The sequence below is a fragment of the Streptomyces atriruber genome (assembly GCF_001418325.1).
GTDB lineage: Bacteria > Actinomycetota > Actinomycetes > Streptomycetales > Streptomycetaceae > Streptomyces > Streptomyces atriruber.
Genome location: NZ_LIPN01000105.1, coordinates 1 through 16,046, shown reverse-complemented (window position 1 = coordinate 16,046; position 16,046 = coordinate 1). Strand labels below are relative to the sequence as shown.

Below are 16,046 nucleotides of genomic sequence, written 5' to 3'. Positions count from 1 at the left end.
GTGTCGTCGAACGGGAGAGCGGGGCGAAGATGGTTACGCAGCACACCTACCGGGTGATCGTCCGAGGCAGGTGGGACGCGCTGACGGACGCGTCGCGGACCGCTCTGCTCGCCGACGTCGAGGAACACGGCCTGGCGAACATGCAGTTCACACCGGAGGGCACCCTCACCTACGACCGCGCGCTCCAGCACTTCTCGTACCGCTTCGTGGTGCGCTCGGACGCGGCGGACGGCGAGGAGATGGCGGAGGCGCTCGCGGAGGAGAAGGCCGAAAGTATCCTCAAGGACGTGGGGCACGGCTTCCGCGATCTGCGGTCCAAGGCGACGGACATGGACACCATGAAGATCAATCGGAAGCCTTCGCGTCGCTGACCGGTGTCCCCGGCCGTGGCATGTCGGCGGTGATCGCCCAGCGTTCGTGGTCGCGCCAGGCCCCGTCGATGTAGAGGAAGTCCGGCGAGAAGCCCTCCAGCCGGAAGCCCGCGCGGCGGACCAGCGCGATCGAGGCGGCGTTGCCCGGCTGGATGTTGGACTCCAGGCGGTGCAGGCCGAGTTCGTCGAAGGCGTGTGTCAGGAGGAGCCCGAGCCCCTCGCTCATCAGGCCGCGCCCGGCGGCGTGCGCGAAGGCGCCGTAGCCGAGGGCTCCGCAGTGGAAGGCGCCGCCGACGATGTTGTTGATGTTGATGAATCCGGCGATTCCGCCGCCGTCCCGTTCGTACACGAGGAACCCCGCTTTGGCCGGGTCCGCGACGAGCCGCTCCGCGTACGCGCGAAAGGTGTCCTCGGTGCGCGGCGGGAAGAGCCAGGGCCGGTGCAGCTCCCGGCTCCGGCCCGCGCGTGCGGTGAACTCGGCGCCGTCCGCGAGGGTGAGGTGACGTATGCCCACGCGGGGGCCTTCGGCGAGGGCGATGAGACGTTCGGGCATCCCGCCACGCTATCCGCAGGGGTGGGGCACGGGAGCGCTCAGGGCGTCGGGGCCTGCGTCCGGGGGCACTGCTCGCCGGTCTTCACCGCGCCGATGGTGATCGCCCCGCCGTCGAGGCGCTGCCCCGGGGCCGGGGACTGCGTGCAGACCTTCCAGTTGGCGGGCCACAGGACGTGCCGTCGGAAGCCGCTGAGGTCCTGGACGTCGACCCGGGTGCGGAAGCCGACGGCGGAGTAGACGTCGGTCAGCCCCTTGCCCCGGAAGTCCGGCACCGGCGGCCCGGCCGCGGCGGCCGTGGTGACCGCCAGCAGGGTGGCCGCGGCCGCGCCGCCCGCCACCGCGCCCGCCCGCGCGAGCCGCGCCCTCACCGCCGCCGCCGCATGAAGTAGGCCCCGCAGAGGGCGCCGATCAGTCCCGTGCCGAGCAGGGCCATCCACAGGGGGACGGTCACCTCGGGGATGAGCAGGCGGATCTTGGTGCTGCGGGTGTTCTCGAAGATGAAGACGAGGGTGAGGACGACGACCGCGGCGACGGCCACCCTGCCGGGCGTCATCAGCCCGCCGCCCGAGCCGCCGCCCTGGGAGCCGCCCGTGGAGGTGTTGGGGCTCATGCTGTGGACCCTTCCGTCGGAGGTACACCGGCCTCCCCCGCTCCCCAGCATGGGCAGCCGGGGAGCGGAGCGCGCGGTGGAGGTGCCCCAGGGGTGGGTCGGTGGGCCGTACGGGTGACGTCAGCGACCGACCACCGGCAGGTCGAGGACGCCGGTGTCCTCGGGGGCGCTGGTCACGGTCACGGGCTTGACGCCCTTGTTCCCGCCGTACGCCCCGTCGCTCGCCGCCACCACGAACTGCAACCGGTGGCCCTTCTCGTAGCGGTGCACGATGCCGGGCAGCGACACCTTGAACGGCTTGGTGACGTCCGGCACCCGCACCGGTGAGACGAGGCGGTGGACGAGGGTCTTCTTGCCGTCGGGCGCGACGTCGTACAGCTTGGCGAAGAGGACGAGCTTGTCGGCGGCGTCACCGGAGTGCTGCACGCGCTCGGTCTTCGGCGAGATCACCTTCAGGGTCGCCTCGGGCGCGCCGACGACGTCCACCGCGTCGGTGAAGGGCTCGGTCGTCCAGTCGAGGAAGGTGCCCCTGGTGTCGTGCGGCGCCGGGTCGGGCAGGCCGATCATCCCGGCGAGGGAGGACTCGGAGTGGCTCGTGGGAATGAGCCAATTGCGGTACTCGCGGCTGCCGCGGGCCACCTTCTTGCGGTTGTCGACGAGCTTGCCGTCCCCGGAGAGGTAGAGCTTGCGGTTGAGCGCGGGCAGCTCGGGGGCGGTCGCGTAGGTGCTGTTCGGGTCGCCGATCCAGTCGCGGTAGTAGGCGAAGGCGGGCCCGGTGTCGACGCCCTGCTTCCCGTGGAGGTAGCGGTCGAACCAGGCGAGGATGCGCTTGCCGACGTACGACGTCTCCAGGTTGCCCTCGTCTAGGTTGAGCTCGCCGGACGCCGGGTCGGTCAGGCCGCCGCTGTGCCCCCAGGACTGCCAGATCATCTTGGCGGTGGTGCCCTGCTTCTTGAGCGTCCGGTACGTCGCCTCGGCCTCGTTAAGGTTGAAGAGGCTGTCGGCCTGCCCCTGCACCAGGAGCGTCGGCGCCTTCACCTTGCCGAGGTAGGAGACCGGGGAGACGCCGCGTGCGAACTTCTGCAGCGCCTCGGTCTTGTCCGCCGGGTAGCGGCCGGAGTTGAGAGTGCGGATCGTGTCGCAGGCCTGGGTGACGAAGTGCAGACAGCCGAGGCGGTTGATGCGGGAGGGGTCCAGGCTGGGCACGAGCAGGGGCTGGCCCTCGCCGATGAGGTAGAAGCCGTTCATCCACTGCCACTTGGCGGCGCCCGGGACGCTGCGGTCGGCGGCGTTGTTCGGGTCGAGGGAGTACGCCAGGTCGTGCCAGGTGATCATCGGGACGAGCGCGTCGACGCGGTGGTCCACCGCGGCCGTCGCCATCTGGACGGCCCCGCCGTACGATCCGCCGATCATGCCGACGCGCGGGTCGCCCTCGGCGTCGGCGGTGACGTAGTCGATCCTGGTGCCGTCGTCGGCGGCCCGCGTGCCGCCGAGGAAGTCGACGAGCCCGGCGGCCGCCCTGCCGTCGGTCTCCGGGTCGTCCAGCGAGATCAGGCAGCCGGACTTGCCGAAGCCGAGACCGGAGTAGGCGAGCGAGACGTAGCCGCGCTCGGCGAAGGCCTTCGCGGTGGCGGCGGTTCCGTCGGACTTGCTGCCGCCGAACCCGTTGGTGGTGACCACGGCCGGTGCGGGGTGCGCGGCGTCCACCCCAGCGGGCCGGTACAGGTCCGCGTCGACCGTGCAGCTCCTGCCGCCCGCCTGGACGGTGAACTTCAGCGCGGTGACGGTGTACTGGCCCGTCGCGCTCGCCGGGGCGGGGGCGGTGAGCGCGAGCGGGGCGGCGAGGGCCGCCGCGGTGGCGAGGGTCAGGGCACGGCGACGGGACAAGGGGACCTCCACGCTGAGGACGGCCGACGACCGGCGACTACTGACCGGTAAGTACCGGCCGGAGTCATGCTGTGACACGTGTCATGTAGAGGTCAACGACTGTGACAGTGCTTTCTACGGTTCCGCGGGGAGATTCCGTGAAGGGACGGTCAGCCGAGCGCGGGCTCGTCCAGCGTCAACGTACCGGCGTCCGCGTCCAGTTCGCCCGCCACCCCGAACGGCACGGTCAACGCCCCGCCGCAGTGCCCGAACCCGAACTCCTCGGCCACCGGCACACCGAGCCCGCCGAGCCGGTCCGCGAAGAGGGCCCGCAGCTCGCCGCGGTCCCCGCACTCCTCCCAGGAACCCAGCGCGATCCCCGCCACGCCGTCCAGCCAGCGGGCGCGCAGGAGTTGGGTGAGGATCCGGTCCATGCGGTACGCCTCCTCGCCGATGTCCTCGATGAAGAGCAGGCCGCCGCGGGCGGAGGCCCTGGCGGTGGACGTGCCGAGGTCGGCGGCGAGCAGCGACACACAGCCGCCGAGCGTGACACCCCGGGCCCGGCCGCCGACCAGCGCCGCCGGGTGCGGGGAACCGGCCCGGATCACCTGGGCCTCCTCGGGCGCGAAGAGCGTCGTGCGCAGGTGCTCCTTCGACCGCTCGTTCTTGAGGAAGCCGTTCGTCGCGATCATCGGCCCGTGCAGGGTGGCGACGCCGAGGCGGGTGGCGAAGGCCTCGTGCAGCGCGGTGATGTCGCTGTAGCCGAGGAACACCTTGGGCCCGGCGGCCCGGGTCGCCCGCCGCAGCGCCGCCCAGTCGACCAGGTCCACCATCCGCTGGGCGCCGTACCCGCCCCGGGCGCAGAGCACGGCGGCCACGGACGGGTCGCACCAGGCCCGTTCCAGGTCGCGGGCGCGGTCGGCGTCCGCCCCCGCGAGGTAGGCGAGCTCCGGGTGGCGGTCGCGCACGTGGGGCGCGACGGCGGGGTCCAGGTCCCAGCCCCGCAGGATGTCGAGGCCCGCCTCCAGGCTGTCCTCGGGGACGGGGCCGCTCGGCGCGACGACGGCCACGCGCGCGCCGGGAGTCAGGCGCGCGGGACGCATCAGGGGTCTCACTTGGCGAGCTCCAGGGTGGTGACACGTCCGGCGAGGTCGATCCTGAACACCTGGGCGTACAGGGAGAGTTCCGCCTCCAGGGCGCGGACCATGGTGTCGGCGCGACGGAATCCGTGTCCCTCGCCCTCGAAGGCGATGTAGGCGTGCGGGATGTCGCGCCCCTCCATCCTGGCGAGGAACCGCTCCGACTGGGCGGGCGGACAGATGACGTCGTCGAGGCCCTGGAGCAGCAGGAACGGCGAGCTGATCAGCTCGGCGTGGTGCACCGGCGAGCGCTCCGCGTACCGCCCCGGCACGGCGTCGAGCGGGCCGACGAGCGACTCCAGGTACCGCGATTCCAGGTCGTGGGTCTCCCCCGAGGCGAACGCGGTGAGGTCGAGCACGGGATAGCTGATGGTCCCGCAGGCATAGACGTCCGTACAGGTCAGCGAGACGGCCGTGGTCCAGCCGCCCGCGCTGCCGCCGCGGATGGCGAGCCGGGTGCGGTCGGCGGTGCCTTCGTCGGCGAGGGCGAGGGCGACGGCGGCGCAGTCGTCGACGTCGGCGATGCCCCACTGTTCGCGCAGCCGGTTGCGGTAGGCCCGCCCGTACCCGGTGGAGCCGCTGTAGTTGACCTCGGCGACGCCGATGCCGCGCGAGGTGAAGTAGGCGATGGCCAGGTCGAGGACGAGCGGCGCGCGGCCGGTGGGGCCGCCGTGCGCCCACACGACGTAGGGCGGCAGTTCGTCGTCGGGCGCGATGTGGCCGGGGTGGTGCGGCGGATAGATGTGCGCGTGGATCTCACGTCCGGCGGGGCCGTAGAAGGTGCGGATGTGCGGTTCCGGGTAGTACGAGGGATCCACCGGGTCGTCGTGGGCGGCGCCGACGACCCGGGCGCGGCCGGTGCAGGTGTCCAGCTCCACGACCTCGTACGCGCTGCGCGGGCTCGCGGCGACACCGGCCACGCGCGATCCGTGCGCGGCGACCGTCGAGGCCCACTCCGTCCAGGGGCCCGCCGCGTCGACGACCTCGCCCGTCTCGGGGTCGAGTATGCCGAGCGCGGTGGCGCCCTTGCCGTGCACGACGGCGATCAGTCCGCTGTCGAGCGGGGCGAACCAGTTCAGGCCGACCTGCCAGAGCGGCCCTGCGAACTCCTCCTCGCGGGGGCACAGCGGCTCCGGGGCCGCGTCGCCGTCCGGGGCGGCGCGGTACAGGTTCCACCAGCCGGTGCGGTCGGCGGCGTACAGGAGCCGTCCGTCGGGGGCCCAGTCGACCTGCGCGACCGACTCCTCGGGGCCGCCCGCGACGACGCACGGCACGCCGAAGGCACCGTCCTCGCGCACATCGGCGACGACGAGCTCGGTGCCGTCCCACGGCATGCGCGGGTGGTCCCAGCCGATCCAGGCGGCACGGGAGCCGTCGGGCGAGAGCCGGGGTCCGGTGACGAAACGGTGGGCGCCGTCGGAGAGTTCGCGCACCGCGCCACGGTCCCCGGCCGCCGTCCCGTCGAGCGGCACCGCGGCGATGACGCGGCGCACGTCGGTCGGCGCCTCGCCGGTGAACTCCTCCAGGACGCACCAGACTTCGCCCCGGTCGAGGCGGAGGACGGGGTCGGCCCAGCGCAGTCCGCCGCCGATGTCCGAGACCGGGGTCAGGGGTCTCGGACCGGCGCCGGGCGTGTCGGGCTCGTACGCGTAGAGGCGCTGGTCGGCGAAGTCGACGAAGACCACGAGCGGACCCTCGGGACGGTCCGCCCCGGCCCAGGGACGGCCGCCGTACTCGACGACGCGGCTGCGCACGTTCCACGGCGCGGGCAGCAGCGACCGCTCCTCGCCGTCGGGCAGGCGCCGCACCAGGGCGCGCCGCCCCGCCTCGGTGGGCCGTGGCACGGTCCACCAGGTCTCGGCGCCGACGAAGCCCACGTATCCCGGGGCCCCGTCGTGGGCGGCGGCCAGCTCGGCGCCGATCGGCGACGGCCACGATCCGTACGCCAGGGTCTGCATCATGTCCTTCTCTTCCCCCATTTTTGCTAGGCCGTACGCAGAAAGCGGTCGAGGACACGGACGCCGAAGTGCAGCGCGTCGACCGGGACGCACTCGTCGACTCCGTGGAAGAGCGCCTGGTAGTCGAAGCCCTCCGGTGTCCTCAGCGGCGAGAAGCCGTAGCCGGTGATGCCGAGCCGCGAGAACTGCTTGGCGTCCGTGCCGCCCGACATGCAGTACGGCACGACGTGGCCCTCCGGCGCGAACTCCTCGACGGCCGCCCGCATGCGCGCGTACGTCGGCGAGTCGACCGGCGCCTCCAGCGCCACCTCGCGGTGATGGAACTCCCAGTCGACGTCAGGCCCCGTGAGCCGGTCAAGCGTCCGTTGGAACTCTTCCTCGCCGCCGGGCAGAAAGCGGCCGTCGACATACGCCACTGCTTCCCCAGGGATCACATTGACCTTGTAACCCGACTGCAGCATCGTCGGATTGGCGCTGTTGCGGACGGTCGGCGCGACGAGGTCGGCGGTCGCACCGAGCTTCTCCAGGAAGGCGTCCACGTCGTACCCCGGCGCCTCGGGGTCGGTCTCCAGGCCGTAGAGCGCGGCCAGTTCCACGAGCGAGGCACGCACCGTCGGGGTGAGCCGCACCGGCCAGCGGTGCTCGCCGATGCGGGCGATGGCCGCGGCCAGCCTGTTGATCGCGTTGGCGCGGTTGACCTTGGAGCCGTGGCCCGCCTTGCCGCGTGCGGTGAGCTTGAGCCAGCCGGTGCCGCGCTCCCCCGCGGCGATGGGGTAGATCTGATTGCCCCTGCCGTCGTGGAAGGTGAAGGCGCCCGACTCGCTGATGCCTTCCGTGCAGCCCTCGAAGAGCGCCGCGTGCCGGTCGGTGAGGAATCCGGAGCCGTCGGCGGCGCTGGCCTCCTCGTCGGCGGTGAAGGCGATCACGAGATCGCGCCGGGGCCGCACGCCGTCCCGGGCCCACCGCCTGACCACGGACAGGATCATCGCGTCCATGTTCTTCATGTCGATGGCGCCCCGGCCCCACACGATGCCGTCGCGGATCTCGCCGGAGAACGGGTCGACGCTCCAGTCGGCGGCCTCGGCGGGCACGACGTCCAGGTGCCCGTGGACGAGCAGGGCGTCGGCGCCCGGGTCCGTGCCCTCGATGCGGGCGACGACGTTCGTGCGGCCGGGGGTGCGCTCCAGGAGCGTCGGCTCCAGGCCCGCCTCGGCGAGGCGCTCGGCCGCGTACTCGGCGGCGGGGCGCTCCCGGCACTCCCCGTCGCCGCGGTTGGTCGTGTCGATGCGGATGAGCTCGGAGGTGAACGTCACGACCTCGTCGAGCGCCCGCGCGTCCACGTGATCGCCGGGTTCCGGCTCCTGTCCCTGATCCTGCTGGTCAGCCATACTGCTCCTCCACCGCGGCAGAGGCGATCGTCGTAACCGCCTTGAAGGTACGGATCCCCTCGTACATCGTCTCGCTGTCGTACGCGACCTTGCGCTCCCCCGTACGGCGCACACCCGGCACCACGGTCGAGGCCATGGAGAGGTGCTCGGCGTCGAACTCGACCTCCACGGTGAACGGCCCGCCGGCCACCGGGTCGTGACGCACGGCCAGTGCGGTGGCCTCCTTCGCGGCGGCACGGATGTCCCCGGCGGTGCGGGCCGGGGTGCGGCAGACCGCCGCGTACCGCGAGACGTGGTCCTTGACCGCGACCTTCAGCGCTCCCGGCGCGTAGCCGAGGGCGTCCTCGCAGGCGAGGTCGTCGCCGGTGACGAGCACGACGGGCACGCCGTACTCGGCGACGACGTGCGCGTTGAGCAGCCCTTCGCTGGCCCGGACGCCGTTGACCCACACGCCGGTGATCTGGTTGGCGAGGTAGGTGTGCGCGAGGACGCCCTCCATACCGGCGCCCGCGTGGTATCCGATGAACGCGATGCCGTCCACGTCGTCGTGCTGCACGCCCTCCACCATGGAGAGCGACTTGTGCCGACCGGTGAGCATCTCGGCCCGCTCGTCCAGCTCTTCGAGAAGCAGGTTGCGCATGGTCCAGTGAGCTTCGTTGATGAGCACCTCGTCGGCGCCGCCGTCGAAGAACCCGAGCACGGCGGCGTTGACGTCAGAGGTGAACATCGCCCGGCACCGCTCCCACTGCGGGGTGCCGGGCAGCACGTCGGCCGGCCAGGTCACGCCGGTGGCGCCCTCCATGTCGGCGCTGATGAGGATCTTCACAAGGCTCTCCCATCCCCTGGAGTCGGACGACCAAACAGCTCACATTCACATCAGTTGCCGACACCAGTTTCGCAACCACGCCGGGCACTCCGGTGCAGGGGTGTCCAGTGCGGCAGCGCGTCGTCCAGCAGGGGGTCCCGCGGGTCGTCCCAGACCAGACAGCCCCACACGATGCCGGGGACGTCGGAGCCCATCCGATCGCCCGGCCCCTCGACCAGCGTGCGATGGACGGCCTCCAGATAGGCGGCGGCCGACGGATGGTCCGGTCCGGTCACCTCGACCCCCGCCATCGTCGACCAGCGGCCCACACCCCGCGCGGACACGTAGTGGCCGTGTTCCGGCCCGGCCTCGTCCCTCGTGAGCCACGGGACGACCTCTGCCCCGTACCAGTAGTCGCGCTCGCTGATGCCCGGCAGCCGTGGACCCAGCGCGGCGGCCGGCGCGAGCAGCACCCCGTCCGGCAGGAACGCCCCGGAGCCGACCTCGCCCTCGTCCTCGTTCGGCTCGATGTACTGGTGCTCCACACCGCCGCACAGCCGCCACACGGCGACCAGTTCCGCGGGCAGCCCGTAGCCGAGGTGCTGCGTCAAGAGCGCCTCGGCCGTGCCTATCTCCTCCTCCGTGGCGGGCGGGAGCAGCGAGGCGTACGAGGTGGGGGCGTGCACCCGCAGCCAGCCGGTCAGCTGCTGCCATGCGGCGGTGACCCGCTCGACCTGATCGTTTCGCTCGGACATTCGGACAGAGTAGAGCGGAGCCGGACGGGATGGGGTGGGGTGGGCGTCAGCCGCTCAGCGGTGCCGCCCCTCGCTGCCGATGGACGGGCGGATCACCACCGCCTCCGCCCTGACGGTCCCGCCCTCCCGGAAGGTCAGGACGAACGGGATGCGTTGGCCCAGACTCAGCGGCTCGCGGATGCGCACCATGACGTCCAGGCCGTACGGCGACATGGTGAGGCCCTTCCCGGCCGGGACGACGGCGGAGTCCACCATGCGCATGCCGGCGGCCCCGCCGCCCGTGGGCGCGTACCGGCCGAGCATCACGTCGTCGAGGGCGGGGGACGTCACCGAGGTCAACCGGTCGTCGGAGCCGCCGGAGTTGGAGATCCGGAAGAACGCGGCGCTCTCCTGCGTGTTGCCGAACGGCAGGAACACCGTCCCGGCGGCGACCTCGACGCGGGCCGGGCTGCCCGCGGCGCCGGACCCGGTCCACACGGTCAGCAGGCCCAGGGCCACGGCGCACGCGGCGACGGGTTCGAGCGCGCCGCCGAGGCCCTCGCGGAGCCTGCGGCGGGACGGCCGCCAGGAGTGGGTGTCGTTCGTCGCGGGGTCGCTCATCGCAGGCTCCTCAGATTCTCGCGCGAAGCCCTGCCCGGGGACGGCGCGCGCGTCGGCCGCCAGGTGCGCAGCCGCAGGCTGTTGCCGACCACCAGCAGGGAACTCGCCGACATCGCCGCGGCGGCCACCATGGGATTCAGCAGGCCCACGGCGGCGAGCGGCATCGTGACGGCGTTGTAGCCGAAGGCCCACAGCAGGTTGACCCGGATGGTGCGCAGAGCACGGCGGGCGAGGCGGACCGCGTCCGCGACGGCCTCGATGTCGCCGCGGACGAGCGTCACGTCGGCGGCGCCGATCGCCACGTCGGTGCCGCTGCCCATGGCGATGCCGAGGTCGGCGCCGGCGAGCGCGGCGGCGTCGTTGACCCCGTCGCCGATGACCGCGACCCGGCGGCCGCCCTCCCGCAGCTCCTGTACGAGAGCGGCCTTGCCCTCGGGCGTGCAGCGGGCGTGCACCTCGTCGATCCCGAGGCTCCCGGCGACGGCGCGGGCGGTGGCCTCGCGGTCGCCGGTGGCGAGGACGGGGCACACTCCGAGGCGCCGCATGCGGTCCACGGCGCGGTAGCTCCCGGGCCGCACCAGGTCGCCGACGGCGACGACCGCCTCGGGCACGCCGTCCACCAGGACCAGGACCGGGGTGTGCGCGGCGTCCTCGGCCGCCGTCAGCGCGCGGGCGAGCGGGCCGGCCAGCTCGTCTCCGGGCGCGCGGACTTCGACCAGGTGCCCGTCGACCTCGCCCCGGACGCCCTGCCCGGCCACGGCGCCGAACGCGCGCACCTCGGGCAGCTCCTCCTCGGGCAGGGACTTCTTCGCGTACGAGGTGATCGCGCGGCCCAGCGGGTGTTCCGAGCCCTGCTCCACGGCCCCGGCGAGCCGCAGGGCCGCCTCCCGGCCGATGCCGTCCGGCGCCGCGGTGACCTCGATGACGCTCATGTGTCCCGTGGTGAGGGTGCCGGTCTTGTCCAGGACGACGGTGTCGACGTGCCGCAGCGCTTCGAGGGCCTGCGGCCCGGTGACCAGGACGCCGAGCTGGGCGCCGCGGCCGGTGGCGGCCATCAGGGCGGTGGGGGTGGCCAGTCCCAGGGCGCAGGGGCAGGCGACGACGAGCACGGCCACGCAGGCGGTGACGGCGGCCTGTGGGTCCGCTCCGGCACCGAGCCAGAAGCCGAGCACCGTGGCGGCGAGCGCGAGCACCACGGGCACGAACACGCCCGCCACCTCGTCGGCGAGCCGCTGTGCGCGCGCCTTTCCGGCCTGGGCGTCGGTCACCATCCGGGTGATCCGGGCCAGTTGGGTGTCGGCGCCGACCGCCGTGGCGCGGACGAGGAGCAGCCCGCCCGCGTTGACCGCGCCGCCGGTCAGACGGGACCCTGGCCCGACCTCGACGGGTTCGCTCTCCCCCGTGACCAGGGACAGGTCCACGGCGGAGCTGCCTTCCACCACGACGCCGTCGGTCGCGACCCGCTCGCCGGGCCGCACGACGAAGACCTGGTCCACGCCCAACTGCGCGATGGGGACGCGCCGTTCGGTGCCTGCCTCGCGTACGGCGACATCCTTGACCGTGAGCCCCGCGAGGGAACGCAGCGCCCGCCCGGTGCCGTGCCTGGCCCGCGCCTCCAGGAACCGTCCGGCGAGGACGAACAGCGGGACGCCGACGGCCGCCTCCAGGTAGACGTGCGCGATGCCGTCGTCGGCGGACGGCAGCAGGGTGAACGGCATCGTCATGCCGGGGTCGCCCGCGCCGCCGAGGAAGAGCGCGTACGCGGACCAGCCGAAGGACGCGGCGACACCCAGCGAGACCAGTGTGTCCATGGTCGCCGCCGCGTGCCGCAGGCCGCGCAGCGCACGCAGGTGGAAGGGCCACGCGCCCCATGTGGCGACCGGCGCGGCGAGCGCGAAGCACAACCACTGCCAGTTGCGGAACTGCAGGGCGGGAACCATGGAGAGGACGAGCACGGGCACCGCGAGCAGGGCGGTGATCAGGAGCTGCTGCCGCTGTTGCTGTTCTTGTTGCCGCCCGGGTTCCCGCTTCTGCCGCTCCTGCCGCCGTGGTGGCTCCGGGAGCTCCGCCGTGTAGCCCGCCTGCTGGACGGTGGTGACGAGTTCGTCCGGGGTGACGTGCGGCGGGTGGCTCACCCGGGCGCGGCCCGTCGCGAGGTTGACCGTCGCGGTCACTCCGTCGAGCCTGCCGAGCCGCTTCTCGACCCGCTTCACGCAGGCCGCGCAGGTCATGCCGCCGACGGCCAGGTCAGTGGTCACCACGGCGTCCGCCGCTCCGACACCCATCAGTGGCCTCCGCCGTGCATGCCGCCCATGCCGCCGGAACCGGAACCGGAGTCCGCACCGCCGCCGGTTCCCGAGTCCGGCCCCGGCCCTGAATCCGTCGTCGAACCGTGCATGCCGGGCGCGACCGGTCCGGCCGCCCTGCCCACGGCGTACGACGCGGCGAAGACCAGCACCATCAGCAACAGAAAGCCGCAGAGTGCGGGCGGCGGCACGAATCCGCGCCGGTTGTCCTCAGCCATCACCGCTCCTGGATCGCACCACGTCGCGGACCGGCCGGTCCGCACCGCTCCAGGAGTCGGATCCGGTGGGGTCCGAGTTCCCGGAGGGGCCGATCCTGGCCAGATCCTTGCGGGCCCTGGCCATGTGGCCACTCGTTGCGGGCGGGGCCCTCGGCGCACGATCGGGGCATGAAGATTCTTTGGGTATGCGCGCATCCGGAACGGCGCTCGCTGGGCGGCTCCCTGATGGCCGAGGGGCTGCGCACGCTGGAGTCCCTCGGTCATGAGCACCGCACGTCGGATCTGTACGGCATGGGCTGGAAGGCCGTGGTGGACGCCGACGACTTCGGGGACGCGCCGCGCAACCGGCGGCTCCTGGTCGGCCCCGAACAGGAACGCGCCTACAGGGACGGGACGTTGAGCGAGGACGTCCGCCGCGAGCAGGAGAAGATCGAGTGGGCGGACACGCTCGTCTTCCAGTTCCCGCTCTGGTGGTTCGGGCCTCCCGCGATCCTGAAGGGCTGGTTCGACCGTGTGCTCGTCCAGGGGTTCGGCTTCGGCCTCAAGGGACCGGACGGCCGGACCCTGCGGTACGGCGACGGCGGGCTGGCCGGGAAGCGCGCGCTGGTCGTCACCTCGGTCGGCGCCCGGGAGTCCGGCTTCGGCCCGCGCGGGATCCACGGCCAGCTGGATCAGGTGCTGTTTCCCCTGCTGCACGGCACCTTCTGGTACACCGGCATGGCCGCGCTCCCGCCGTTCGTCGTGTACGGCGCCGACCGGCTCACCGACACGGGCTTCGCGCACAGCGCGGCGCGGCTGCGCGAGCGCCTGCGCACCCTCTCCACCACGAGCCCGCTGCCCTTCCACGACGAGAACGGCGGCGCCTACGACGAGGACCTGGTGCTGCGACCGGAACTGGCGCCGGGCCTGTCCGGGGTGGGCGTGCACGGTTGAGGCGTGGGCCTTCGACCGGCACGGCAGGCTCCGCACACCCCGCTGAGTTCGAGCGTGTGCTCCAGTTCGGCGAAGCCCGTCGTCTCCGCCAGGCGGTCCGCCCACACCTCGACCGCTCCGGCGTCCACCGGGCTGCTGCGGCCGCAGCCGCGGCAGATGAGGTAGTGGCGGTGTTCGTCCGTGGGGCGCCGCAGGTAGAGGCGCTCGCCGGTCTCGTCGCGCACGACGTCCACCAGGCCCGCGCGGTCCAGCTCGCGCAGTGCGCGGTAGACGGTGGTCAGGCCCACCGCCCGGTCGGATCCGGCGAGCAGGGCGTGGAGTTCCTGCGCGGAGACGAACTCACCGCAGTTGCCCAGCGTTTCGAGGACGGCGGTACGCTGGCGGGTCCTGCGCACGCCCTCCGCCGCGCCCGTCACGGTGCCTCCTCGTCGGCCCGGGGCGGGAGCGGCACCGGCACTGACGACGGATCGGGCACGCTGCCGAAGCTCAGGGTCCGATAGACCGACACTCCGCCCGCCACTCCGTCGGCCAGCTCCCCGCAGGCCTGTGCCGCAGCCGTCACACGGCGCGTGTACGCGGGGTCCGTCGCGTCGAGCAGGATCCCCAGCGTCGTACCGCTGTGCCCGACGGCCACGCCGAGGCCGCCGACCTCGCGGCAGATGGCCCGCATCGGCTCCAGCGACCGCTTGTGGCGCAGGGACTGGTTCATCACGGCGCTGCGCGTGGCGATCCGGCCCACCTCCGCCAGGTCGCCGCCGCGCACCGCGTCGGTCAGCCGCCCGAGCAGCCCGGCGTAGGCGTGCCGGTCGGCGGCCGTGAACGGCTTGGGGATGCGGTTGAAGTCCACCGTGTCCACCGAGCCGCCCTCGTCGACGCCGACGACCGCCATCGCGGGCAGCGAGCCGAGGACCGCGCGGAGCCGGACGCTGCGGTGGTGGTAGGCGACGATCGCGGGGTAGAGCACGCCGTCGGTGGGTTCGATGCGGGCCAGGAGCCGTTCGATCCTGGCGGGCGGCATGGGGACGTCGAGGGCCCGGCCGACCGCCCGCGCGGTGGCGACGAGGTCGGCCGAGGAGCTGGCGAGCCCCTTCCCCTCCGGGATCACGCTGCTGAGGGTGAGGACCCCGCCGGGCGGCCCCTCGCCCGTCCCGTGCGCCAAGTCGGCGATCATGCGGGCCAGTTGCAGCGCCTTGGTCTTGTGCGCGGGGCGGACCTCCAGCTCCCCCGACGCGGAGCCCGGCCGGAACGCGGCCATCGTCCAGCGCGCCACGGGCAACGTCACGAGGAAGTCCCCGTCGTCCTCCGGCAGCACGCCCTGGAGCAGTTCGCCGAAGGTGCCGAAGGCGGTGCCGACCCCCGTCGTCGGCACCCCTCGGCGCGGCGGTCGGGTCAGGGTTCCGGCCTCTTGGAACAGCTTCACGCAACTCCTCTCGACGTCGCGGCGCGCACGGCACGGCGCCCCGCGCGGACCAGTGTGCCGAACCAAACAGCTCTTGACAATCATTTTCATCTAGTGTGATGCTCTCGGCATTCCGGGGGGGGCGTCCGCACTCCCCCGGCGCACCTCCCTGCCCTCTCGTCCCTACGGGGGAACTCCGTCATGCACGCACACATCGCCGAAGCGGTGAAGAAACCCGACCTGATATCCCTCGCACCGGATCTGGCCTGCCTCCGCTTCGAGACCATGAAGATCTATTCGGCCCTCGGAGCCGTCCGGCACCTGCTCGAGTCGGGCGCGGTCCGGCCGGGCGACACCCTCATCGACAGCTCCAGCGGCATCTACGCCCAGGCCCTCGCGCTCGCCTGCCACCGGTACGGAATGAAGTGCCACATCGTGGGCTCCACCACCGTCGACCACTCGACCCGGGTGCAGCTGGAGATACTCGGCGCCACGCTGGAGCAGGTCGCGTCCTCCCGGAACCTGCGCCTGGACCAGGAGTTGAGGGTGCGGCGCATCGCCGAGATCCTGGCGGACAACCCCTCGTACCACTGGATGCGGCAGTACCACGACGACATCCACTACCGCGGCTACCGCGACGTGGCCGCGGAGATCGACCGGGATCTGCCGACGGGGCCGCTCGCGCTCGTCGGCGGCGTGGGCTCGGGCGCCTCGACCGGGGCCCTCGCCACCTACCTGCGCGAGGCCGGTCGCGACGTGTCGCTCGTCGGCGTGCAGCCCTTCGGCAGCGTCACCTTCGGATCCGAGCACGTCGCGGACCCGGACATGATCATCGCGGGGATCGGCAGCGCCATCGAGTTCCGGAACGTACGGCACGAGCTGTACGACCGCGTGCACTGGGTGAACTTCGACAGCGCCGTGTCGGGCGCCGTCTCCCTGCTGCGCACCAGCGGCATCTTCGCCGGACTCTCGGCAGGCGCCGCCTACCTCACCGCGCTGTGGGAGCGGCGCAGGGACGACACGCGCACCTACGTCTTCATCGCGGCCGACACCGGCCACCGCTACGTCGAGAGCGCCTACGCCCGGCACGAACAGGCCCTGGACATCGACACGTTGAAGCCGCACGAGATCACCTCGCTCGACGA

At 72.8% G+C, this 16,046-nt stretch carries 17 protein-coding genes; 3 read left to right on the top strand and 14 right to left on the bottom strand.

The window, feature by feature from the left end:
* Positions 1-29 precede the first annotated feature (29 nt).
* On the top strand, positions 30-371 hold the full coding sequence (locus AOK03_RS12490; RefSeq protein WP_055565288.1) for a DUF6204 family protein: 342 nt from the start codon (positions 30-32) through the stop codon (positions 369-371).
* On the opposite strand, the gene AOK03_RS12485 is transcribed toward AOK03_RS12490, so the two are convergent.
* The 12 genes from AOK03_RS12485 to AOK03_RS12430 form a co-directional block, all read right to left on the bottom strand.
* Entirely contained in the window at positions 346-924 is a 579-nt protein-coding gene (locus AOK03_RS12485) for a GNAT family N-acetyltransferase (protein WP_055565287.1), read from the bottom strand. The genes AOK03_RS12490 and AOK03_RS12485 overlap by 26 nt on opposite strands.
* A 38-nt stretch (positions 925-962) precedes the next feature.
* Positions 963-1,292 (bottom strand): hypothetical protein, encoded by a 330-nt coding sequence (locus AOK03_RS12480; RefSeq protein WP_063792486.1) that lies wholly within the window; start codon positions 1,290-1,292, stop codon positions 963-965.
* Positions 1,289-1,534 carry a LapA family protein gene (locus AOK03_RS12475; RefSeq protein WP_055565285.1) on the bottom strand — a complete coding sequence of 82 codons (246 nt, stop codon included), beginning with the start codon at positions 1,532-1,534 and terminating at the stop codon, positions 1,289-1,291. Before AOK03_RS12475 ends, AOK03_RS12480 begins: the two co-directional genes overlap by 4 nt.
* A gap of 120 nt (positions 1,535-1,654) precedes the next feature.
* Positions 1,655-3,421 carry a CocE/NonD family hydrolase gene (locus tag AOK03_RS12470; RefSeq protein WP_055565284.1) on the bottom strand — a complete coding sequence of 589 codons (1,767 nt, stop codon included), beginning with the start codon at positions 3,419-3,421 and terminating at the stop codon, positions 1,655-1,657.
* Between the two features lie 149 nt (positions 3,422-3,570).
* The gene (locus tag AOK03_RS12465) at positions 3,571-4,503 is read right to left on the bottom strand and encodes a S66 peptidase family protein (RefSeq protein WP_055565283.1); all 933 of its coding nucleotides are present in this window, start codon (positions 4,501-4,503) and stop codon (positions 3,571-3,573) included.
* Between the two features lie 8 nt (positions 4,504-4,511).
* On the bottom strand, positions 4,512-6,497 hold the full coding sequence (locus AOK03_RS12460; protein ID WP_055565298.1) for a S9 family peptidase: 1,986 nt from the start codon (positions 6,495-6,497) through the stop codon (positions 4,512-4,514).
* A 26-nt stretch (positions 6,498-6,523) separates the two neighbouring features.
* Complete coding sequence (locus tag AOK03_RS12455) at positions 6,524-7,885, bottom strand: M20/M25/M40 family metallo-hydrolase (RefSeq protein ID WP_055565282.1); 1,362 nt, start codon at positions 7,883-7,885, stop codon at positions 6,524-6,526.
* The gene (locus tag AOK03_RS12450; RefSeq protein WP_055565281.1) at positions 7,878-8,711 is read right to left on the bottom strand and encodes a M55 family metallopeptidase; all 834 of its coding nucleotides are present in this window, start codon (positions 8,709-8,711) and stop codon (positions 7,878-7,880) included. Before AOK03_RS12450 ends, AOK03_RS12455 begins: the two co-directional genes overlap by 8 nt.
* A 50-nt stretch (positions 8,712-8,761) precedes the next feature.
* The gene (locus AOK03_RS12445; protein WP_055565280.1) at positions 8,762-9,445 is read right to left on the bottom strand and encodes an SMI1/KNR4 family protein; all 684 of its coding nucleotides are present in this window, start codon (positions 9,443-9,445) and stop codon (positions 8,762-8,764) included.
* A gap of 54 nt (positions 9,446-9,499) precedes the next feature.
* Positions 9,500-10,045 (bottom strand): copper chaperone PCu(A)C, encoded by a 546-nt coding sequence (locus AOK03_RS12440; protein ID WP_055565279.1) that lies wholly within the window; start codon positions 10,043-10,045, stop codon positions 9,500-9,502.
* Positions 10,042-12,330: a heavy metal translocating P-type ATPase gene (locus AOK03_RS12435; RefSeq protein WP_055565278.1), complete on the bottom strand. Its 2,289-nt coding sequence runs from the start codon at positions 12,328-12,330 to the stop codon at positions 10,042-10,044. Before AOK03_RS12435 ends, AOK03_RS12440 begins: the two co-directional genes overlap by 4 nt.
* The gene (locus AOK03_RS12430; protein ID WP_055565277.1) at positions 12,330-12,569 is read right to left on the bottom strand and encodes a hypothetical protein; all 240 of its coding nucleotides are present in this window, start codon (positions 12,567-12,569) and stop codon (positions 12,330-12,332) included. The genes AOK03_RS12435 and AOK03_RS12430 overlap by 1 nt, the downstream gene beginning before the upstream one ends.
* Before the next feature lie 168 nt (positions 12,570-12,737).
* Here AOK03_RS12430 and AOK03_RS12425 point away from each other — a divergent pair, with 168 nt between their 5' ends.
* Entirely contained in the window at positions 12,738-13,502 is a 765-nt protein-coding gene (locus tag AOK03_RS12425) for an NAD(P)H-dependent oxidoreductase (RefSeq protein ID WP_055565276.1), read from the top strand.
* Here the strand turns inward: AOK03_RS12425 and AOK03_RS12420 are convergent.
* Both AOK03_RS12420 and AOK03_RS12415 read right to left on the bottom strand, forming a co-directional pair.
* Complete coding sequence (locus tag AOK03_RS12420) at positions 13,433-13,918, bottom strand: transcriptional repressor (protein ID WP_055565275.1); 486 nt, start codon at positions 13,916-13,918, stop codon at positions 13,433-13,435. The two genes, AOK03_RS12425 and AOK03_RS12420, sit on opposite strands and share 70 nt — an antisense overlap.
* Complete coding sequence (locus AOK03_RS12415) at positions 13,915-14,916, bottom strand: GHMP family kinase ATP-binding protein (protein WP_244177586.1); 1,002 nt, start codon at positions 14,914-14,916, stop codon at positions 13,915-13,917. Before AOK03_RS12415 ends, AOK03_RS12420 begins: the two co-directional genes overlap by 4 nt.
* Before the next feature lie 186 nt (positions 14,917-15,102).
* Here AOK03_RS12415 and AOK03_RS12410 point away from each other — a divergent pair.
* Positions 15,103-16,046: pyridoxal-phosphate dependent enzyme (locus AOK03_RS12410; protein ID WP_055565274.1), on the top strand; the 944-nt coding region annotated here is incomplete at its 3' end.